18 protein-coding genes are annotated in these 19,474 nt (G+C 43.4%); 11 read left to right on the plus strand and 7 right to left on the minus strand.

Going from position 1 to position 19,474, the window contains the following annotated elements; all coding sequences use genetic code 11:
- The first annotated feature begins 99 nt into the window (after window positions 1–99).
- The 4 genes from ureE (at window position 100) to I6E84_RS13495 (ending at window position 3,103) form a co-directional block, all read left to right on the plus strand.
- Complete coding sequence (ureE, locus tag I6E84_RS13480) at window positions 100–756, plus strand: urease accessory protein UreE (protein WP_197218562.1); 657 nt, start codon at window positions 100–102, stop codon at window positions 754–756.
- On the plus strand, window positions 756–1,529 hold the full coding sequence (locus I6E84_RS13485; protein WP_197218564.1) for an urease accessory protein UreF: 774 nt from the start codon (window positions 756–758) through the stop codon (window positions 1,527–1,529). The genes ureE and I6E84_RS13485 overlap by 1 nt, the downstream gene beginning before the upstream one ends.
- A gap of 57 nt (window positions 1,530–1,586) precedes the next feature.
- The gene (gene ureG, locus I6E84_RS13490; protein ID WP_197218499.1) at window positions 1,587–2,276 is read left to right on the plus strand and encodes an urease accessory protein UreG; all 690 of its coding nucleotides are present in this window, start codon (window positions 1,587–1,589) and stop codon (window positions 2,274–2,276) included.
- Between the two features lie 71 nt (window positions 2,277–2,347).
- Window positions 2,348–3,103, plus strand: a complete 756-nt coding sequence (locus I6E84_RS13495) for a HupE/UreJ family protein (protein ID WP_197218500.1) — start codon at window positions 2,348–2,350, stop codon at window positions 3,101–3,103.
- A gap of 151 nt (window positions 3,104–3,254) precedes the next feature.
- Here I6E84_RS13495 and tig read toward each other — a convergent pair whose 3' ends face one another.
- Window positions 3,255–4,598, minus strand: coding sequence for a trigger factor (tig, locus tag I6E84_RS13500; RefSeq protein WP_197218501.1), 1,344 nt, complete (start codon window positions 4,596–4,598; stop codon window positions 3,255–3,257).
- A gap of 395 nt (window positions 4,599–4,993) precedes the next feature.
- Window positions 4,994–5,647: an RdgB/HAM1 family non-canonical purine NTP pyrophosphatase gene (gene rdgB / locus I6E84_RS13505; RefSeq protein ID WP_197218502.1), complete on the minus strand. Its 654-nt coding sequence runs from the start codon at window positions 5,645–5,647 to the stop codon at window positions 4,994–4,996.
- Between the two features lie 551 nt (window positions 5,648–6,198).
- On the opposite strand from rdgB, the gene I6E84_RS13510 reads away from it, so the two are divergent.
- On the plus strand, window positions 6,199–6,828 hold the full coding sequence (locus I6E84_RS13510) for a superoxide dismutase (protein WP_197218504.1): 630 nt from the start codon (window positions 6,199–6,201) through the stop codon (window positions 6,826–6,828).
- Window positions 6,829–6,937: 109 nt separating this feature from the next.
- Here I6E84_RS13510 and I6E84_RS13515 read toward each other — a convergent pair whose 3' ends face one another.
- The 5 genes from I6E84_RS13515 to I6E84_RS13535 all read right to left on the minus strand — a co-directional run bounded on the left by I6E84_RS13515 (window position 6,938) and on the right by I6E84_RS13535 (window position 12,333).
- On the minus strand, window positions 6,938–7,678 hold the full coding sequence (locus I6E84_RS13515) for an SDR family oxidoreductase (RefSeq protein WP_197218506.1): 741 nt from the start codon (window positions 7,676–7,678) through the stop codon (window positions 6,938–6,940).
- Window positions 7,679–7,926: 248 nt separating this feature from the next.
- On the minus strand, window positions 7,927–8,892 hold the full coding sequence (locus tag I6E84_RS13520) for a hypothetical protein (protein WP_197218508.1): 966 nt from the start codon (window positions 8,890–8,892) through the stop codon (window positions 7,927–7,929).
- A gap of 218 nt (window positions 8,893–9,110) precedes the next feature.
- Window positions 9,111–10,280, minus strand: a complete 1,170-nt coding sequence (locus I6E84_RS13525; RefSeq protein ID WP_197218510.1) for a metal-dependent hydrolase — start codon at window positions 10,278–10,280, stop codon at window positions 9,111–9,113.
- 95 nt (window positions 10,281–10,375) lie between these two features.
- Window positions 10,376–11,194 (minus strand): DUF72 domain-containing protein, encoded by an 819-nt coding sequence (locus I6E84_RS13530; protein ID WP_197218512.1) that lies wholly within the window; start codon window positions 11,192–11,194, stop codon window positions 10,376–10,378.
- 71 nt (window positions 11,195–11,265) lie between these two features.
- The gene (locus I6E84_RS13535) at window positions 11,266–12,333 is read right to left on the minus strand and encodes a polyprenyl synthetase family protein (protein ID WP_197218514.1); all 1,068 of its coding nucleotides are present in this window, start codon (window positions 12,331–12,333) and stop codon (window positions 11,266–11,268) included.
- An 836-nt stretch (window positions 12,334–13,169) separates the two neighbouring features.
- Here I6E84_RS13535 and fadB point away from each other — a divergent pair.
- The 6 genes from fadB to I6E84_RS13565 all read left to right on the plus strand — a co-directional run bounded on the left by fadB (window position 13,170) and on the right by I6E84_RS13565 (window position 19,435).
- Complete coding sequence (gene fadB, locus I6E84_RS13540; protein WP_197218516.1) at window positions 13,170–15,329, plus strand: fatty acid oxidation complex subunit alpha FadB; 2,160 nt, start codon at window positions 13,170–13,172, stop codon at window positions 15,327–15,329.
- A 231-nt stretch (window positions 15,330–15,560) separates the two neighbouring features.
- Complete coding sequence (gene fadA / locus I6E84_RS13545; RefSeq protein WP_197218518.1) at window positions 15,561–16,733, plus strand: acetyl-CoA C-acyltransferase FadA; 1,173 nt, start codon at window positions 15,561–15,563, stop codon at window positions 16,731–16,733.
- A gap of 116 nt (window positions 16,734–16,849) precedes the next feature.
- Window positions 16,850–17,092 carry a hypothetical protein gene (locus tag I6E84_RS13550; protein WP_110924172.1) on the plus strand — a complete coding sequence of 81 codons (243 nt, stop codon included), beginning with the start codon at window positions 16,850–16,852 and terminating at the stop codon, window positions 17,090–17,092.
- 259 nt (window positions 17,093–17,351) lie between these two features.
- Window positions 17,352–17,927 carry an isochorismatase family protein gene (locus I6E84_RS13555; protein ID WP_110924173.1) on the plus strand — a complete coding sequence of 192 codons (576 nt, stop codon included), beginning with the start codon at window positions 17,352–17,354 and terminating at the stop codon, window positions 17,925–17,927.
- A gap of 159 nt (window positions 17,928–18,086) precedes the next feature.
- A complete protein-coding gene (locus I6E84_RS13560) occupies window positions 18,087–18,734 on the plus strand; it encodes an HD domain-containing protein (protein ID WP_197218519.1) in 648 nt (215 codons plus the stop codon).
- A gap of 95 nt (window positions 18,735–18,829) precedes the next feature.
- Window positions 18,830–19,435 (plus strand): DUF1287 domain-containing protein, encoded by a 606-nt coding sequence (locus I6E84_RS13565; protein WP_197218520.1) that lies wholly within the window; start codon window positions 18,830–18,832, stop codon window positions 19,433–19,435.
- Window positions 19,436–19,474 lie beyond the last annotated feature (39 nt).

The raw sequence follows: 19,474 nt of genomic DNA on the forward strand, positions 1-19,474 counted from the left end.
TATTCTAAACACCTTGTTATTCTAAGTGTTTTATCATTCTAAATATTGTGAGTTTTACTCCTCAACCGTTTGAGCAACAACAGCCAGAGTATAATAATGATGAAGATATTTAATACCCGTTTAAATGCCCCAAATGACGCTCAAAAAACACAATTAGCAGAACAGCATCAAACCGATGACTATCTACTGCTAGATTTTGATACTCGCCAGCATTCTCGATTTAAGGCCACCACTGTGTCAGGTGAGAGCGTTGGTGTTGACTTGCCTCGAACAGGTACTCTCAAAGGTAATGACGTGCTAATCAATGAGGCAGGCGAGCTAATACAAGTCATCGCTAAACCTCAGGTCGTCACCAAAGTTACCGCTGATGATGTTTTTACGTTGATGAAAGGCGCATATCATTTAGGCAATCGGCACGTGCCACTGATGTTTGACCAAAGTTTTGACCACGGTGATACAGGCTACGCGTTATATTTTGAAAACGACCATGTGCTTGCGCAAATGTTAGAGCGTCTTGGATTGCGGGTTGAAGATGCTTCGGTACCGTTTGAACCTGAAACAGGGGCATATCAGTCAGGGCAAGGACATTCACATGGCCACTCTCACTCACATGCGCATGCGCATTCAAGTAGTGATTCACATAGCCATTCGCACAGCGACATACATGGCAATACGCATGGCGCATCAGATAGCCATGAACACAGTCATGAAAATAACCACAGCCATCATGATGAGACTGTAGGGCAGCCAAAGTGATGGTAGATATCAGTGCGCAGTCTGCACAGCCGGACCAACTTGGTCAGCTGCTGATGCTGGCATCGAGCAACTTACCCATTGGTAGCTATACGTATTCGCAAGGTGTTGAGTCAGCGATTGAGTCAGGCGTGATCTCTGATGAAGCCAGTACGCTAGTATTTATGCAGGACTATCTAGCGCTTGCTGTTATCGGCTATGAGTTGCCAGTATTAGGGCTAATAATGCTCGCACTTGGTCAAGGTAATGACACGCTGGCTGCAAATCTGGCACACGATTATCATGCTGGCTTAGAGAGTAAAGAGTTTGTGCTTGAATCTCAGCAACTGGCTCAAGCAATGGTATCTTGGCTCAATGAGGTACTGAGCCTCGGTATACCTGCTGAGATACCTGAAGACGGCTACTTGCCACTTTTTGCTCATATTGCACAGCACTGGCAGCTACCATTGGCACAATCAATGACCACGTATGGCTTCGCCCAACTAGAAAACATGGTATTGGCTGCGGTCAAAACGGTACCGCTAGGACAGATGGCGGGGCAGCGTATCCTGTGGCAGTTGCAGAGTGATCTGGGTGCTCAGGTTGATGCTCTAAGTGATGATGTACAGCATGCTTTTGATATAGTGATGACATCATCAGATTCGCTTGAAGAGCAGAACTGTCAACAACTGTGCCAAGACCTCTATGAGACGCTTAATATATCTAATAACTTGCCCAATTTGGCTATCCTCTCAAGTATGCATGAGGAGCAATACAGCCGATTGTTTCGCTCATAACTGCACCCTTATTTCTATTTATACTTATTAATATACAAACTGTTTTAGGAATTCAATATGTCTCTAACCCCGCTCAAGCCAAAAAACTCTCAATCTATATCAGACTTACAGACTGATAATGACCGCCAAAATCAGCCATCTGGATTGTCATGCCTACGCCTTGGCATTGGTGGACCTGTTGGTAGTGGTAAGACCGCGTTGACGTTGCGTTTGTGCCAAAACATGCGTGACACGGTCAATATGGCAGTAGTGACCAATGATATCTATACCAAAGAAGATTCAGAATTTTTAACCCGTAATGATGCCATGCCTGCTGAGCGTATTCGCGGTGTAGAAACAGGTGGCTGTCCGCATACGGCTATCCGCGAAGATGCCTCTATTAATCTGACTGCTATTGCCGAACTACAAGCAACTTTTAAAGATTTAGAGATGATTATCATCGAGTCAGGTGGTGATAATCTGGCAGCGACGTTTAGCCCAGAACTGTCTGATTTGACCCTATACGTTATTGATGTCTCAGCAGGAGACAAGATACCTCGTAAAGGTGGGCCGGGAATTACCAAGTCTGATTTATTGATTATTAATAAGACTGATCTTGCGCCTATGGTAGGTGCCTCACTAGAAGTCATGGCAAGAGATGCTAAAAAAATGCGCGGTGACAAGCCATTTATTTTTAGTAATATGAAAACAGGTGATGGGCTAAATGAGATTATCGCCTTTATCAAAGAGCAGGGCATGCTTGCTTAGTCAATAGAATCTCACTAACTATGAACAACAAGCTACGAACAACTAAATTATTAATATTAAGGAGCACTCCCATGACAGCCTCTACCAAGACAAAAACTATAACAAAGACGCATTTTTCACAGGCTCTATTCGCTCGTAACATAGTAACTGGCTCAGCTGTGATGATGACCTCATTGATGCTTCCGTCATTGGCGCAGGCGCATTCAGGTCATATCCATTCAACGACTGCGCACACGTCATCGCTGTTAGGCACGTTGCAAGCAGGGCTGATGCATCCGCTGACTGGCTTTGATCATTTGTTTTTAGCAGTCGGTATGGGTATGTTGTTTTACGGACTGCAAAAGCAGCGCTTGGGCATGATGTCATTGGCAGGAGGATTATCGTTGGGTGTGGTATTAGCGACTGTCGGTGCTTTGGTAGGTGGGGCTGCATTTGGTTCGGCCGCTGGCATGGTTGAAATGGCAATACTCTTATCAGTGGTGGTATTGGCATTTGTGTTAATGGGTCAATGGCGCGGAAAAGCTGCATCATTGAATAGGTCAGTAGCGAGTACGACAACTAAAAGTGATGTACCATTGCTGAGTATGACTTTTGGCGGCTTGGCAGTATTTCACGGTATGGCACATGCGATGGAATTGCCAGCACAGATCGGCGTATCAGGTCAGTTAGGTTTTTATGCTGGTATGATTGTGTCTATGTTAGGACTCTATGCGGTTGGTATGGTGATTAATCAGCAGTTGCAACAGCGTCTCGGCGGTCACTTTTGGTTCCAACGTGGGTTGGTTATGCTAGGTTTAGGGGTAGTGTTCATTCCTGTTTTAACCTAGGGCTTTATTACTATTTTGACCTAAACTGCTATTTATGTTTACCCATAAAAATACGGCCCCAATCGATGATCGGGGCCGTATTTTTATGAGCTAAGAACATGAGCACTATCTGAAAGTAGGTATCCTAAAGACAGATAGCGCTCAGTCTAGACTACATGGCTTGCTGCTGTTGTTGCTGAGCAGCTAGCAAGTCTTGGTAGCTAACTTCTTTGTCAGTTACTTTACCTTGCTCGATTAGATAATCAACCACTTGGTCTTCTAGTACAACAGACTCAATGTTAGCGCGCTGTTGCTTATCAGTGGTGTAGTACTCGATCACTTCTGCTGGATCTTCGTAGTTTTCAGCCGCTTCTTTGATGAACGTCTCAACACGTGCTTGATCTACTTCTAAGCCTTTGGTGTCGATAACACGGGCAACGATGATGCCAAGACGGGCAGCACGTAGCGCTTGCTCTTCAAATAGCTCATTTGGTAGCATGTCTTTATCGAAGCTATCAGCATTGGCACCGAACTGCTGAGAAAAACGTTGCATCATCATGTTGCGTTGACGCTCGATTTCTTGCTCTAGCATCGCGTTTGGTACGTCAAACTCGTTCTTTTCTAGCAATGCGTCAAAAGTCGCTTGCTTAACTTGGCTACGCGCAGCGTTTTTGATTTCGCGTTCCATGTTTTTGCGTACGTCGTCTTTTAGTTTTTCAACGCCGCCTTCTTTTACGCCGAATAGCTCAAGGAACGCATCGTCAATTTCAGGTAGCTTAGATTTTTCAACCAATTTTACGTTGATTTTGAACTGAGCTTCTTTGCCTGCTAAGTTTTCAGCTTGGTAATCTTCTGGGAAAGTTACTTCGATAACTTTTTCGTCGCCAGCTTTCATGCCTTTGATACCCGCTTCAAAGCCAGGAATCATTTGGTTGCTACCGATAACCAATTTGAAGTCTTCAGCAGAGCCGCCTTCGAATTTTTCGCCGTCGATAGAACCTTCAAAGTCAAAAGTCACTTGGTTGTCTTTCGCAGCCATGCCTTTTTTCTCAACGAATTCTTCACGTTGCTTTTGTAGGTTTTCGATCATGGTGTCAACGTCAGCTTCATCAACCTTAGCAGTATGACGCTCAACTTCGATCTCATCGATACCTTGTACGTCTACTTCTGGGAAGATTTCAACAGTCGCTTGATAAACCAAGAAATCGTCTTCAAGTTTTACGTCGTCGATGTTAGGCATGCCAACAGCGCGGATGTCTTCAGATTTGATTGCTTCAAAAACAGTATCACGGATCACATCGTTGATAACTTCTTGTTGAATGCCAGCACCGTACTGAGAGCGGATGTGTGACATAGGGACGTTACCTTTACGGAAACCGTCAATCTTGGCAGTTTTCGCAACTTGGCGAATACGGCCTTCGACTTTGTTTTGAATTTTTTCGACAGGTACTTTAACTGTCAATTGGGTTTCTTTGTTAGATAGCTTGTTGGTTGTGACTTGTAAATCTGTAGCCATGTTAATTACACCTTTAGGATTAGATAGTACTTAAAATTAAGCAGTACTTAGGATTAAATGGTAATAGACAAACCGAGCCTCAAAATACGGGCGTGTACAACGGATTGCCGTTGGAATAAATAGGGGACAATGATAGCCCGCAACGTCCATATCAGTGTCAGTAGCAATCGCTGCCAGCACAAAATATAAAACTGCTGAGGTTGTAAATGCTATCAAATATCAATAATAAACCGTTAATGCACCGCATAATAACGCTTTTTGGTGAATTATACAGACATATAACGGTTTTCGACAAAATTTTTAAAAGTAGAACAGTATAATCTATCTGATTATTAAAGTAAAAATTATCTGTTTGGTGTCATGTTTCCTTATGTTGCTTGCCTTTATAGGAGCACTTATAAAGGCAGTTGCGCCAATAGCTGCTGAAGGGCCTGTCCACGATGACTGATGCTGTTTTTATCAGCAGCGCTCAAGCTGGCCGCACTGGCTTGCAAGTCAGGTAACCAAAATAATGGGTCATAACCAAAGCCACCATCACCATGCGCTGTCTCTGAAATCTCGCCATGCCACAATCCTTGGGCGATGATTGGTAATGGATCATCAGCATGGCGCACCATCGCCAGTACGCAAACGAATAACCCTTTAATAGGCTCGTGAGCGTGCTCAGTACGAATAGGCTGCAAGTCAGCGATAAGCTTGGCGTTATTTTTACTATCATTGCCGTGCTCACCTGCGTAGCGCGCTGAGTAGATGCCCGGTGCGTTACCGAGTGCAGGCACACACAGTCCTGAGTCGTCAGCGATAGCAGGCAATCCGCTGATGCGACTGGCATGACGGGCTTTAATAATGGCGTTTTCCACAAAGCTTAGCCCGTCTTCGATGGCATCTTCAATATTCAGCTCACCTTGCGGGATGATCGTCACATCCAAATTCGCCTCAGCAAATAACCGTTTGAACTCAGCCAGCTTGCCTTTGTTATTACTGGCGAGCACCCATTGGTTATCAGCTGTCGATTGGGTAGGGATTGATAAAGTATCTGAGGTACTCATAGGGCCATTCCGTTATATGAAAAATGCTAAAAAGTGATGATTGGGTCAGTCTATTATTAGAGTCTAATATTATTACAGATACTGTACTGGTTGACCTTGATAGTCATAATCGTAGTGATAGTACATTGTTTTATCAGACATGCGAGCATCATGGAATAAATAACCAATCGCTATGCAGATTGTACGGTCTATAACATTTGGTAACTGATACTTTTGGTCATTGTTGCTATAATACTCGCCAAGCTACAGCGAGTTATATCCTGTAACTTTTGAATATTTAATTAATAAATGCTTATGAAGTCAAACACTTGGCTTTTAAGCAAAGAATAATAGCAAGCAGTAACCGCTAGGTTCATTTTGGATTCATAATAATACGTGATATTGTATTGAGCAGTACCGTGTATCAAGCAATAATATTCGTTTCAAACAATAAACTCAGCCAATTTAGTCCGCTATTTTATAGTGTTTTTTGCGGTGTAAAAATAGCGTAAAATTCAGTTTCTATAATCAGTTTTATAAACTAACGGCTAAACAGCAAGGATAAAATAACTATGTCAAACATTACATTGCCAGAACTACCATACGCAAAAGACGCACTAGAGCCACATATCAGCGCCGAGACGCTAGAGTATCATCACGATAAGCATCACAATGCATACGTGACTAAGCTTAACGAATTGCTACCAGGTTCTGGTCTAGAAGACAAAACATTGCCAGAAATCATCCTAGCAACTGCTAAAGATGACAGCAAGCAAGGTATGTTCAATCAAGCAGCTCAAGTATGGAACCACACGTTCTACTGGAACTGCATGACGCCAACAAACGGTGGCGGCGAACCTACTGGCGATCTAAAAGCTAAAATCGAAGAAGATTTCGGTAGCTATGACAAGTTCCGTGAAGAGTTCAAAAACGCAGCATTGACTCAATTCGGTTCAGGTTGGGCATGGCTAGTCGCTGACAAAATCGGTGGCAAACTGTCAATCGCTAAAACACCTAACGCTGGTACGCCACTAGCGAACGGTCAAATCGCTGTATTGACTTGTGATGTATGGGAACATGCTTACTATGTTGATTACCGCAACCGTCGTCCTGACTATGTAGACACGTTCCTAGACAAACTAGTGAACTGGGACTACGCAAATGCAAAATATAAAGGTCAAGACGCTGGCGTTGAAGCATAAGCTTTAACTGCTAAGTATTTGATTGATAAAAAAGGACACCGCGAGGTGTCCTTTTTTTGTTTGTTCTGTTTTAGGTATTAATATACATATCGTCAATACGATAATGCTGTTAAGCGATACCGCCGTTAGCCCCGATATTTTGCCCTGTGACCCAAGCGGCTTCTTCACTCACCAAAAATGCCACTACACGAGCGATATCGACTGGCTCACCGATACGATTAAACGGTGACATGCTGGCGAGCTTTTCTACCGTGTCATCCGCTTTGCCTTCATGGAACAGCTCGGTATCAGTAGGACCGGGAGAGACTGCATTGACCGTGATTCCTCGCGCGCCAACTTCTTTAGAGAAGATTCTAGTCAGCTGATCGACTGCGCCTTTGGTCGCGCAGTAGGTGCCATAAGTGGGCAGCATCATGCGAGTGGTCGTGCTTGAGAGATTGACGATACGGCCACCGTCATTAAGTTTAGTCGCTGCCTCACGCAATGTATTAAACGTGCCTTTTACATTGATAGAGAAGATACGGTCAAAGTCTTCATCGGTGGTTTCTGCGATAGGTTTGCAGATAATCACGCCTGCGCTGTTAACCAAAATATCTGGCTTGCCAAAAGCGCTGATAGTGGCATCAAACATTGCTTCGACTTGCTTGGCATTACTGACATCTGCTTGCACGGCGATGGCTTCACCGCCTGCTGATTTAATCTGGTTGACGATATCATTGGCTGCTGCATCATCATTTACGTAATTGATAACGGTTTTAGCGCCTGCTGCTGCGAGTAGTATGGCTATCTGTGCGCCGATGCCTTTTGATGAACCGGTTACAATCGCGACTTTATTTTTTAGTGTTGTCATCGATATTTTCTCCAATATTATAAATAGATATCAGTACGCCTATATGGGGCTTTGACTGACAATTTTTAATTAACGATACAGACATTACCAGTGTGCAAAGACAATGAGTAGGGCGGTTCTGTATGCTTGTTTTTAGATAAATGTATAGCTGGGTTTCTGTAGGTTTGAGAGCGTGGTTTGGGGCTGATAAGGATCTTAGTGAGAAAAAAGGACACGGTGAGGTGTCCTTTTTTGGTTTGATTAATTGTCTATACGGTTATAGTTTCGACATCTAAAGATAAACGTGTATTATTTTTAATATCATCGACAAATAGTTCCCAAGTCCCTTTTTCTACCCTAACTGAGCAATAATGAGACGCTGCACGTATGAATCCAAGTGCAACTATATTTAAGTCTTTAATTAATTGCTCAATAGATTCTATGTGATCATCACCGTAGGACAGAAAGATAGAATCTCTATAATGGGCTTTACCTCGATATCTAAAAGCTTGAATTAAGAAATTCACTTGCCCTTTATCTAAAGTTTTATCTCTAAGCTCTCTAGCAATTTTCTTTCGAAAGTCATCAACTTTGAGTGCTTTAAACTCTTTCGTATTTTGAATACGTTCTTCCGCTTCGTCTTTTTTATATTTATGAGTGCCCTTCAAGTAAGAGATAATACCTCCATGAGCAATATCTAGTCCTCCAGATCTTTGATTTAGATCAAACTGGTTATCTCCTCGATAAACTGCAATTTCAGCTTCAGCCTTACTGGTAACTAAACTACTTAAATAAAGATCAAAAGGATAGGGGATAAGTTTCTTTTCTGCTATATCTGCTTGCCATACTCTTGCGGTCGCAGTGTGGTTTTCTTGTTTCGAGCCTGAAGATGCAGCAATCATAGCGCTACTAGCAAAATAAACTGCGTAATACCATGATACGATTGCAGAACTACAGATATCGTATTTATCAACAGCTTCAATATTCATAGTGTTTAGAGCTGCTAAGTTGTTGTAAGCCATATGCATGTTTTCGAAAACCCAGTTATCAGCTTCTGTATTAACAGACCTTCTTTGTACCTTCTGATACAGAATTTTAAGATTTGCTTTATCACAAACTCCGCTATCAACAACTTCAGCTAGAGCTCGCATCCAATTAACAGTTCCTTGAAAGGCGAATCTTGGTTTAGGCTGCTTACCAGTCTCAAATAGTCTATCTAAAAGCCAGTTTGACATTTCTATTCCTTGAAATATAATTTTCGAATTTAGTAGTCAATTATAACAAAACCTAAAACTTAAAATTGCCCAACACTTCCCACAGCTTCACAATCTTATAATAAGCACGCGCTTTAATAGTGGTTTGAAAGAAAGTATATAACGTATCAAAGTGCTGATGCTAATTCGCAATTGCTTGCACCTTACACGCTATAGACAGCTTTTATTCTTAGTCAGCACTAATCTTCATCAACCAAAACCCAGCCACCATCTTTATCCATAGATGACGCATCGATCACTCTCACAAACCCTTGTTTCACCAATTCAATGCGTGACACCTCAGGTTCACCATCCGTTTTGACAATAGGTGCGTCTATAGGCGTAACAGATTGCCATGGCGACTCTTGTCCTGTTTTATTTGCCAAGACAAAACTAAAGAACGCTGTGTCGCCTGCCATCATACGCAGGTCGTCAACGACCAATTGGATGTCTTGCTTATTCGGTTCAACAGCGTCATTAAATATGGTTTGCGTTCGGTAGCCTGTCCAATCACCAGAGAACCAATCCAGCCTATGTGCATAGGGCTGGCTCGCGGTTGGTAAGTTTGCGCGTAGCGTCTGCGAGTCGTCATACTGCGTCAGATAGCGATACTCAGGTAAGCGACTGTCCAAAACGCTACCGCGCATTTCAATCAGTCTATTTTGATCGTCTTCAGCGACCGTACGCCACATCAGGATAGTAGGCAGGACAGGCATGGTTTTGATACGGGTTATATTGTCTATTTTGGCAGCTGCTAACGTTTGCTCAGCTTTGTCTTGCGCGTAATATTTTAGCCCTAATGAAAGCATCAAATACCCACTACTGATAACCAACATCCAAATGGCAAGCCGTTGACAGTGGGCTAATACGCCAGTTTTAAAGATACCAAGCTGGCTTCCTTTTATCAGCCCTATCATCATGGCGATGAGCAGTGGCAACGTATATAGCGGATCGATGATGAACATTGACGCAATACTAAAAGGCGTCAGCGATAAAGACTCTTGTAGCGGCCACAGTAATTGCGTGCCATAGACCGTAAAGCTGTCTAAAAGTGGATGGGTCGTCAGCGCTAGCGTCATGGCCGCTGCCAAGCGCGCAGTAGAGTAAGGCAGTGGCATGTTGCGCCATTGATGATAGCGACTGATTGCCCACGCGCCCACGATACCCACTGCCGTCAGGACAATTAGCGAATGACTAAAACCACGGTGATACGTCATATTACTGATGGGATCAGGATAATGTATTAGTACATCTAAATCGGGCAAAGTACCCAGCATAGCTCCGTACAGGTAAGCTTTGCGTCCTTGGTATTTACCCAGTACCGCACCTTGTACACTAGCGCCTAAAACGATCTGACTAAGTGAATCCATGGTTATCTACTTGTATGATTTTTTATTTGATTGCTTATTTGCTTTCTTGTTTGAGTGTGAGTAATGATTGACTATCACACAAGGCAGCTTCTGGTTTAAAGAACCTCAAAGTGGTGAGCGAATAACGCTTTACGCAGCATCGCAATATTATAATAAGCATGCGCTTTGGTGGTGTTTTGAAAGAAGATATATAACGTATCGAAATGCTGACGCTGATTGGCTATCGCTTGCGCCCAGTCCTGCATCTCAGCCTCGCTATAGCGATAATCATGACGATCAGCTGCGCTCATCGCATCCCACCAATTTAGATTATTGCCATGCATGCGCAGATAGCCAGTGCGTTCGGTGAATATCAATCGTGACGGTGGCAGTCCGCTGACATTAGGATAATCAACGCTGCACCAAATGAGACCTTGCTGCCGAAAGCTATCGACCACTTGTGGCGTGTGCCAAGCGTTATGACGAAACTCAATGGTGAGTGGATAGTCTTGAAACCAACTGACCAGATTGGCCAAATAGAGGCGATGCTCGCGAGTACGGTCAAAGCCGTGCGGGAATTGTAATAATAATGGCGCTAAAGCATTTGCTTCGATAAGCGGAGATAAGGCATTTAAAAATGCTTGTGCGTGTTCGGCAGTACCTTTGCGTGCATGAGTGAAGTCTTGATGCAGTTTGACGGCAAACTTTAACTGACTGTCGGCTTGGACATATGCTTTATTGACCATCCCAGCAAAGGCTTTTTGTCCAATGGGTGCGTAGAACGTGCTGTTAATCTCCACCGCACCATATTGCTTGGCATACTCACGTAAAAAGTCGGTCTTTTTGGTGCCAGTGGGATACAGCGTACCGAGCAAATCAGTATCGCTATAGCCACCAGTGCCAAGATAAATACGCGGGGTAGGGTTACTGTCCATGTTGACCACTCACTGCCGTTTTGGGTAATAAGGTTTGCTACGATATCTTTTATCGTTTGTAATTCGATAAGCTACTTTTTACGCGACCAGAGCCACTCAATCAATGCTAATAATGCATCGTTGTCTGTATCTGTTTTTTCGTTTTCACTACTCAATTCACCACTACTTAGTTCACGCATAATGGCTGTGCGCCCATCATTAAATAGCGATTGCGCATAGTCAGTTGCCTTCTCAACGCCCATGAATTTTACATAAGTGGATTTGTCCAGTTTTTCATCGCTACCGGCAGGCTTGCCAAGCGTATCCGTGCTAGTCGTCACATCTAATATATCGTCCTGAACTTGAAACGCCAGACCAATATGCTGAGCGCACTCTTGTAGTGCCATACGCTGAGGAGCGGTCGCGCCAGCACAGACACCACCCATGAGCATGGCCGCTTCAATCAATGCACCCGTTTTGTCACGGTGAATGGCTTCCAAATCAGTTTGTGAGATGCTGTCACTGGCCTCGGCATTGAGATCTAGCATTTGACCGGAAACCATGCGTCTGGCACGTGGCGCAAATATAGCGAGCAGCTGGTTGGCAATGTCTGAATCATAAGGCGCAAAAGTAGGCAGCTCCGCGGTCAATACTTCAAAGGCGAGCGTTTGTAGCACATCCCCTGCTAGCAGCGCTGTCGCCTCATCAAAGACGATATGAGCCGTCGGCTGACCACGGCGCAGGTCATCATCGTCCATACACGGCAAGTCATCATGCACCAACGAATAGGTATGTAGCAGCTCTACTGCCAACGCTGCACGGCGCGCCATATCATAGTCAGCGTTGCTTTCTAACAGTGCGTCCAAACCGTCATTTTGTTCAGAGCTTTTTTGCTGGATATCTGTCTGTTTAAGACTGTTGTTATTATTCGCTGTGATACTAGAGAAGGCACTGGCGACCAACAGTGGACGTACCAATTTGCCTTGTCCAGTCATCACATAACGGCAAGCATCGACTAGTGGGCTGGGGAGCTTGGCATAAGCAAACAGCACGTCGATATCTTGTGCCAATTGCTCGCGCACTGTGCTATGAAATTGTTCATTATTATCAAACGATATAAAGCCGAAAGGAGTAGGGTGTAGCGTAGAAGGAACAGTCATAATCCAACCATTTATAGGGATGCAGTTTATAGGAGTGCAGTAAAAATTATCAGAGATAAGGTAAAAACGACATTAGTGTAGCATGATAGCGCGCATGGCTTGTGTGTGACAAAGTATCAATTAACTGTTTTTCGCGACTGTTTTTTGCGAACGCAATATTCCAACAATCTCTCGTTACCTATCATTGATTTCACTGACGGATTGAATGTGTTCTGATAAAGGCGTATGTTTGATGGTTGCTACTATGATTTATGCGTTGCAAGACAATATTTACGCAAAGCCTGACAGCGACACGCCTGGTTTGAGTATACAATCATTCACTAAAGCACTTTGCGCATAAGGTAAATGCTTACAGGTGATTTAAGAGTGACTTGTGAGTATGGCATTAGCTTGTGACAGTAAGGGGCATAATCCCCTACACTAATTGGCGTAGAGATAGCCTGATGATGAAAGCATAAGTTTTGTGCCTGCATCTAAGCGGACAACTCATATAAAATCAAATCTCAGTCAGTATTTATAACATCAACACTTGCAACAGCAGTATCTTGAAAGAAATGATATAAATGAAGCGCTGTACTCATTGGTATTAAAGAAATAACAACGCGCACATAGCAATGAATGCATAACGATAAGCGCTAGATAATAAAGACATCTTCACTGGTTCATCTGCCATGCTGTTTGTCATGATGAGCGTACAGATTAATCATTGCTATTACTTACTTTACTAACAATAACCGGCTATTTTTTACAGTCTAAAAAGTAGCTTTATAAGTTATAAATTTTATAAGTCATAAATTTTACTACATCGTTTTTATTACAATAGAAAGGAGTTCCACATGGTATACCAAGGAAATCGCATCACGGTGACAATGCTAGAGGATGGCATCGCCAATATGCAGTACAACGCCGAAAATGAGAGCGTGAACAAATTTGATGCTGAGACCAACAAGCAGTTTGGTGAAGCAGTTAGTGCGCTAGAAAAAGCGGATGACGTAAAAGGTCTTATCGTTACTTCAGCCAAAGGCGTGTTTATCGCTGGTGCTGACATCACAGAATTCGTGGGTTCTTTTAAGAAGTCAGAAAGCGAGATCAAAGAGTGGGTCGTTCATGTCAATGACGCTTTCAATCGTTTTGAAGACCTGCCATTCCCTAAAGTTGCAGCCATTAATGGTGCTGCAATGGGCGGCGGTTGTGAGATGACTTTGGTGTGTGAATACCGTGTCATGAGCGACAAAGCGATCATCGGTCTACCAGAAACCCAATTGGGCATCTTCCCAGGTTTTGGTGGTACGGTTCGTAGTACGCGTATCATTGGTATCGATAATGCACTTGAGCTTATCGCGACTGGCGCACCTAAAAAAGCACTAGCAGCACTAAAGCTAGGCTTGGTTGATGCGACGGTTCCAGCTGATGACTTGCAAGATGCGGCAATTGACTTGGTCAAAAAATGTATCTCAGGTGAGCTTGATTGGAAAGCAAAACGTGAAGAAAAACTGGTTCCAGTTAAGCTAAATCAGCTTGAGCAAGCCATGGCATTCAACAGTGCCAAAGGTATGATCTTTGCCAAAGCAAATCCTAAGCAGTACCCAGCACCAGCGCTAGCAATCGCAGCGATTGAGAAGCACGTTAATTTACCACGTGACAAAGCAATCGAAGTAGAAGCGGCTGGTTTTGCTAAAGCGGCTAAAACCCCACAAGCAGAGAGCTTGGTAGGTCTGTTCTTAAACGATCAATTGGTTAAAAAGTTAGCAAAACAACACAGCAAAAAAGCACATGAAATCAATGAAGCCGCTGTACTAGGCGCTGGTATCATGGGTGGCGGCATTGCCTATCAAGCAGCCAGCAAAGGCTTGCCAATCATCATGAAAGATATCAAGTCTGAGCAATTAGATCTTGGTATGGGCGAAGCCAGCAAGTTACTTGGTAAAATGGTCGATCGCGGCAAAATGACTCCAGCAAAAATGGGCGAAACCTTAAGCCGTATCCGTCCAACGCTTAACTATGGTGATTTTGCTGAAACTGATATCGTTATCGAAGCGGTAGTCGAAAATCCAAACGTGAAGCGTGCGGTGCTAAAAGAAGTAGAGGGCTTGGTAAAAGACGACTGTATCCTAGCGTCAAACACTTCAACCATCTCTATTACTTTCTTGGCTGAAGCGCTTGAGCGTCCAGAAAACTTCGTCGGTATGCATTTCTTCAACCCAGTACACCGTATGCCATTGGTAGAAGTTATCCGCGGTGAGAAGTCATCTGAAGAAGCGGTTGCGACCACTGTTGCTCTTGCAACTAAAATGGGCAAAGTGCCAGTTGTAGTCAATGACTGCCCAGGTTTCCTCGTAAACCGTGTTCTGTTCCCATACTTTGGTGCATTTGACTTGCTACTTAAGCAAGGTGCTGACTTTGCTCATGTCGATAAAGTCATGGAAAAATTCGGCTGGCCAATGGGTCCTGCATATCTAATCGACGTCGTCGGTCTAGACACGGGTGTTCATGGCGCAGAAGTCATGGCAGAAGGTTTTCCTGATCGCATGAAGCCTGATTATAAAGGTGCTATTGAGCTTTTATATGAAAACAAACGCCTAGGTCAGAAAAACGGTGTTGGTTTCTATAAGTATGAAATGGACAAACGCGGCAAGCCAAAGAAAGTCGCTGACGAAGCCACTTATGAGCTACTAAAAACCACCACAGATAGCGAAAAGCAAGAATTCGACGATCAAGCAATCATTGATCGCACCATGATTGCATTCTGTAATGAAACAGTGCGTTGCTTAGAAGACAACATCGTGAGCACGCCAAGCGAGGCCGACATGGCGATGATTATGGGCGTAGGTTTCCCACCATTCCGCGGTGGTCCTTGCCGTTATGTTGACCAAATGGGTCTAGATAACTACTTGGCACTATGTGAAAAATACGCATACCTTGGCAAAGCCTATGAAGCCCCGCAAAAAATCCGCGACATGGCAGCAGCGGGCGAGACCTTTTACGCAACAGCGTAATAGGCAGTCACTACTAGGATGAAGTGCCGTACGTTTGCTATTTTTGCATGAAAGCAATTGAGACATGAATCGTCTCCAATAGTGAACGTACGATTATAGTTGGTTCAATTTAATGCTAGTACAAGAAAATCGAGCGCAAATGTACCTATTGTACTTTAAGCGAGATTGACGAGTTAATAGTAGTAAATTGAGCTGACTACACTGACAATAAAAATTGAAAAGGAAGATAGTATGACAATTTTAAGTCCAAAAGACGTGGTCATCGTAGATGGCGTACGCTCAGCGATGGGTAAAACTAAAAACGGTATGTTCCGCCACGTTCGCGCTGATAGCATGTCTGCTGAATTGGTACGTGCATTGGTCGAGCGTAACGACTTTGACCCACGTGACGTTGAAGATATCATCTGGGGTTGTGTCAACCAAACGCTAGAGCAAGGTCTAAACATCGGTCGTAACATCGGTCTGCTAGCAGGTATTCCAAAGACAGCGGGTGGCCAAACAGTCAACCGTCTATGTGGTTCTTCTATGCAGGCGCTTCATACTGCTGCTGCTCAAATCATGACCAATCAAGGTGATGTTTTCATCATCGGTGGTGTTGAGCATATGGGTCACGTCGGCATGATGCATGGCGTTGATCTGAACCCTGCAGCATCAAAGCACTACGCAAAAGCCTCAAACATGATGGGCTTGACTGCTGAAATGCTAGGCCGTATGAATAACATCACACGTGAAGAGCAAGATGCTTTCGGTCTTGAGTCACATCGCCGTGCATGGGCTGCGACTACCGAAGGTCGTTTTGATAATGAAATCATCGGCATCGAAGGTCATGATGCTGCGGGTCGTTTGCAACTGTGTACGGTTGATGAAGTAATTCGTCCAGACGCAACGATGGAACAAATGCAAAAGCTACGTCCAGCGTTTGATCCAAAAGGCGGCACGGTTACTGCTGCTACGTCATCTGCATTGTCTGACGGTGCGTCTGCTATGCTAGTGATGAGCGCCCAAAAAGCCAAAGAGCTAGGTCTAAAGCCTCGCGCTCGTATCCGTAGTATGGCAGTGGCTGGTTGTGATGCTGCTATCATGGGTTATGGTCCTGTACCTGCGACTCAAAAAGCACTTAAACGTGCTGGCATGAGCGTCGATGATATGCAAACCATCGAGTTAAACGAAGCATTCGCAGCGCAAGGCTTGTCAGTACTTAAAGCCTTAAACTTGTCGGACAAGCAAGACATCGTCAACATCAATGGTGGCGCGATTGCATTAGGTCATCCACTAGGATGTTCAGGCGCTCGCATCACGGTTACCTTGCTAAACGCAATGGAGCAGTCAGATACTGAAATCGGTCTAGCGACGATGTGTATCGGTCTTGGCCAAGGTATTGCGACTATCATTGAGCGTGTGTAATTATTGATTTATTGAGTTGATTCCAATAAAAACTCTGCACTCGTGCAGAGTTTTTTATTGAGATCAAAATCGATTAATTAGTTTTTAATTATATTATTATAATTTCTAGAGTGAATATGAAAAATTTATTGGGAATGGGATTATTATCTTTGGGTATACTTGTAGTAGCTGGATGTGCTACCACAAGCAGTAACTGTCAGCCAACGGACAGTATTTATATGAAAAATTATCAGCAAGCATTGGATAACGGTAATAGTGAAAGTACTGCGTCGCGAATGGCGAAATACAGCTGCCAAGCGCATAACTTAGGGAAATGGGCTGAAGGTAGCAAAGACTCTGGAAACACGCCAAAAGAGTAAGTTCTACTTGATGCCAACTGCACCAAATTAGAAACACAAAAGCAAAATAGCGATAAACTTTCACATTTATGGTCTTAATCGCTATAAAAAAACCTTAGCTCTAAAAGCTAAGGTTTTTTTATAGCGATTATTTAAGTTTATCTTCATTGACGCACTGAACAAAGTATGACTAAATAAGAGTTGGTTCAACAATGATAATATTCATGATAAAACTAAAACGGATTTGAATTATAAACGTCAGTTGTACAAGGAGTGTGCTATGTCTACTATGATTACCGATCGTACTTATCGAATCGCTCGCGAAAATACGCAAGCTATGATTATTGACGTGCAAGAGCGTCTTACCCCGCACATCTATGATCACGAGAATATCGTCAAAAAAACAGTGACGCTTATCAAAGGTCTGCAAGCGCTGAATGTCCCTATCATGCTCAATGAGCAATATAAAAAAGGTCTAGGTGATACATTGCCGGAGATACGTGAAATATTAGAAGGCACTAATGCCAAAAGCTTTGAGAAAGTCACATTTAGCGCTTGCGACAACAATGACTCATGGCACTATCTAGCACAGCAGAATCGCAGCATTGTTCTATTATTTGGGGTAGAGGCGCATGTCTGTGTGCTGCAAACCGCACTCGATTTACTCGATAACGGTATGCAACCCGTCATTATTGGGGATGCGGTTGGGTCACGCTTTCCTTATGATAAAAAGCAAGCCATTCGCCGTATTCGCCGTGCAGGTGGTGTGATTACCACAGTCGAAACCATTCTGTTTGAACTGTGCCGTAGCAGCGAAGACCCTGCCTTTAAGACGATTAGCAATTTGATCAAATAACCAATGTCATGACGTATAGTTAAGCCGTTAGTATCATTCATATACTGATATGTTTGAATAGTTTTTATAAAAATAGCGCTTGATAGAATCAGCGCTATTTCTATTTCTAATATAAGCAATATAAAGCGCAATCAATCCATAGACAAGTTAGAGAACAGTATGTCAGTAGTTAATCCAGCAGTATCAACCAAACCTATTTTATCAATCGATTCAACACGCGCTGTAGACATCGATATAAATGACGTTACCCATTTTTTATTAGAGTTGGATGCGCTTAAACGAGTCAATCGTCGCAGCTATGTGACGGGTACTACGCGCTTAGAAAACTCTGCTGAGCATTCTTGGCATTTGGCCATGGCATGTTGGTCAATCGCTGAGCAGTTTGAGTTAGATGTCAATCATGAGAAGTTATTAAAGCTTGCACTGGTACATGATTTGGGTGAGATTGATGCTGGCGATACTTTCTTATATGCCAGTACTCGTAGCACTGCACACGTAGAAGAGCGTGAGGGTATTGCTCGGTTACAAGCTGAACGTGGTAATGGTATTACGAATTTAAGTGAAGTTTGGGAAGAGCAAGAGACAGGCGATAGTAAAGAGACGCAGCTGCTAAAAGTGATTGATCGTTTACTGCCTTTTTTACTCAATCTAAATACCGAAGGAAAAACATGGATTGAGCTAGGTGTCACTCGCTCACAAGTAAGCGGTGCACATGCATTTATCAAAGACAGCTTTCCTAGCATTCATGACTGGTTATCAGAAAATATTAAATATGCAACTCAGCAAGGGTGGTTGATTGATTTGTAAAGGGACAGCCTGATTGTTTAAACATTTTGCAACTTAGCTATCATTTGCACGTGCTACAGTACTGGTGATTGGTTCAACCAAAAAGAGATTGTTAAATGAGATTATCTGTAATTTATAGAACATTATGTACATCACTGGTCTTGGTCAGTGTATTAGGCTTGGCACAAATGGCTCAAGCCGCGACCTCCATCAGTAGTGGTAGTAAATTGGCGCACGATGCCAAAAAGCAAATTGGGGTTACCACCAGCTATGATCCCGCTTATCGTAAATTAGAGTTTCCGCGTGGTGATGTGCCGATAGAAAGTGGTGTCTGCACTGATGTCATCATCAGAGCGTATCGTCTGCAAAACATTGATCTACAGCAATTGGTCAATCATGACATGAAGTCCAACTGGTCAAGCTATCCAAAGAATTGGGGACTGAAATCGACGGACAAAAATATTGACCATCGTCGTGTGCCCAATCTGGAAGCATTCTTTGAGCGTCAAGGCCAGACATTATCAATTACGGATAAAGACAGCTTTCAAGCGGGAGATATCGTGTCATGGCGTCTGCCAAAAAGTAACTTGCCGCACATAGGCATTGTCTCGGACAAAGTAGCCGCTGATGGCACACCGTTGATTATTCATAATATCGGCAGCGGTACGCAAGAGGAAAACATCCTATTTGCTTATCCTATCCATAAGCACTTTCGATATTAAGGTGCTTTGAATATCTTTCAATACTGAAGCGCTTTCGTT

Origin of the sequence: Psychrobacter sp. SCQQ22 (assembly GCF_015864605.1) — a bacterium.
GTDB lineage: Bacteria > Pseudomonadota > Gammaproteobacteria > Pseudomonadales > Moraxellaceae > Psychrobacter > Psychrobacter fozii.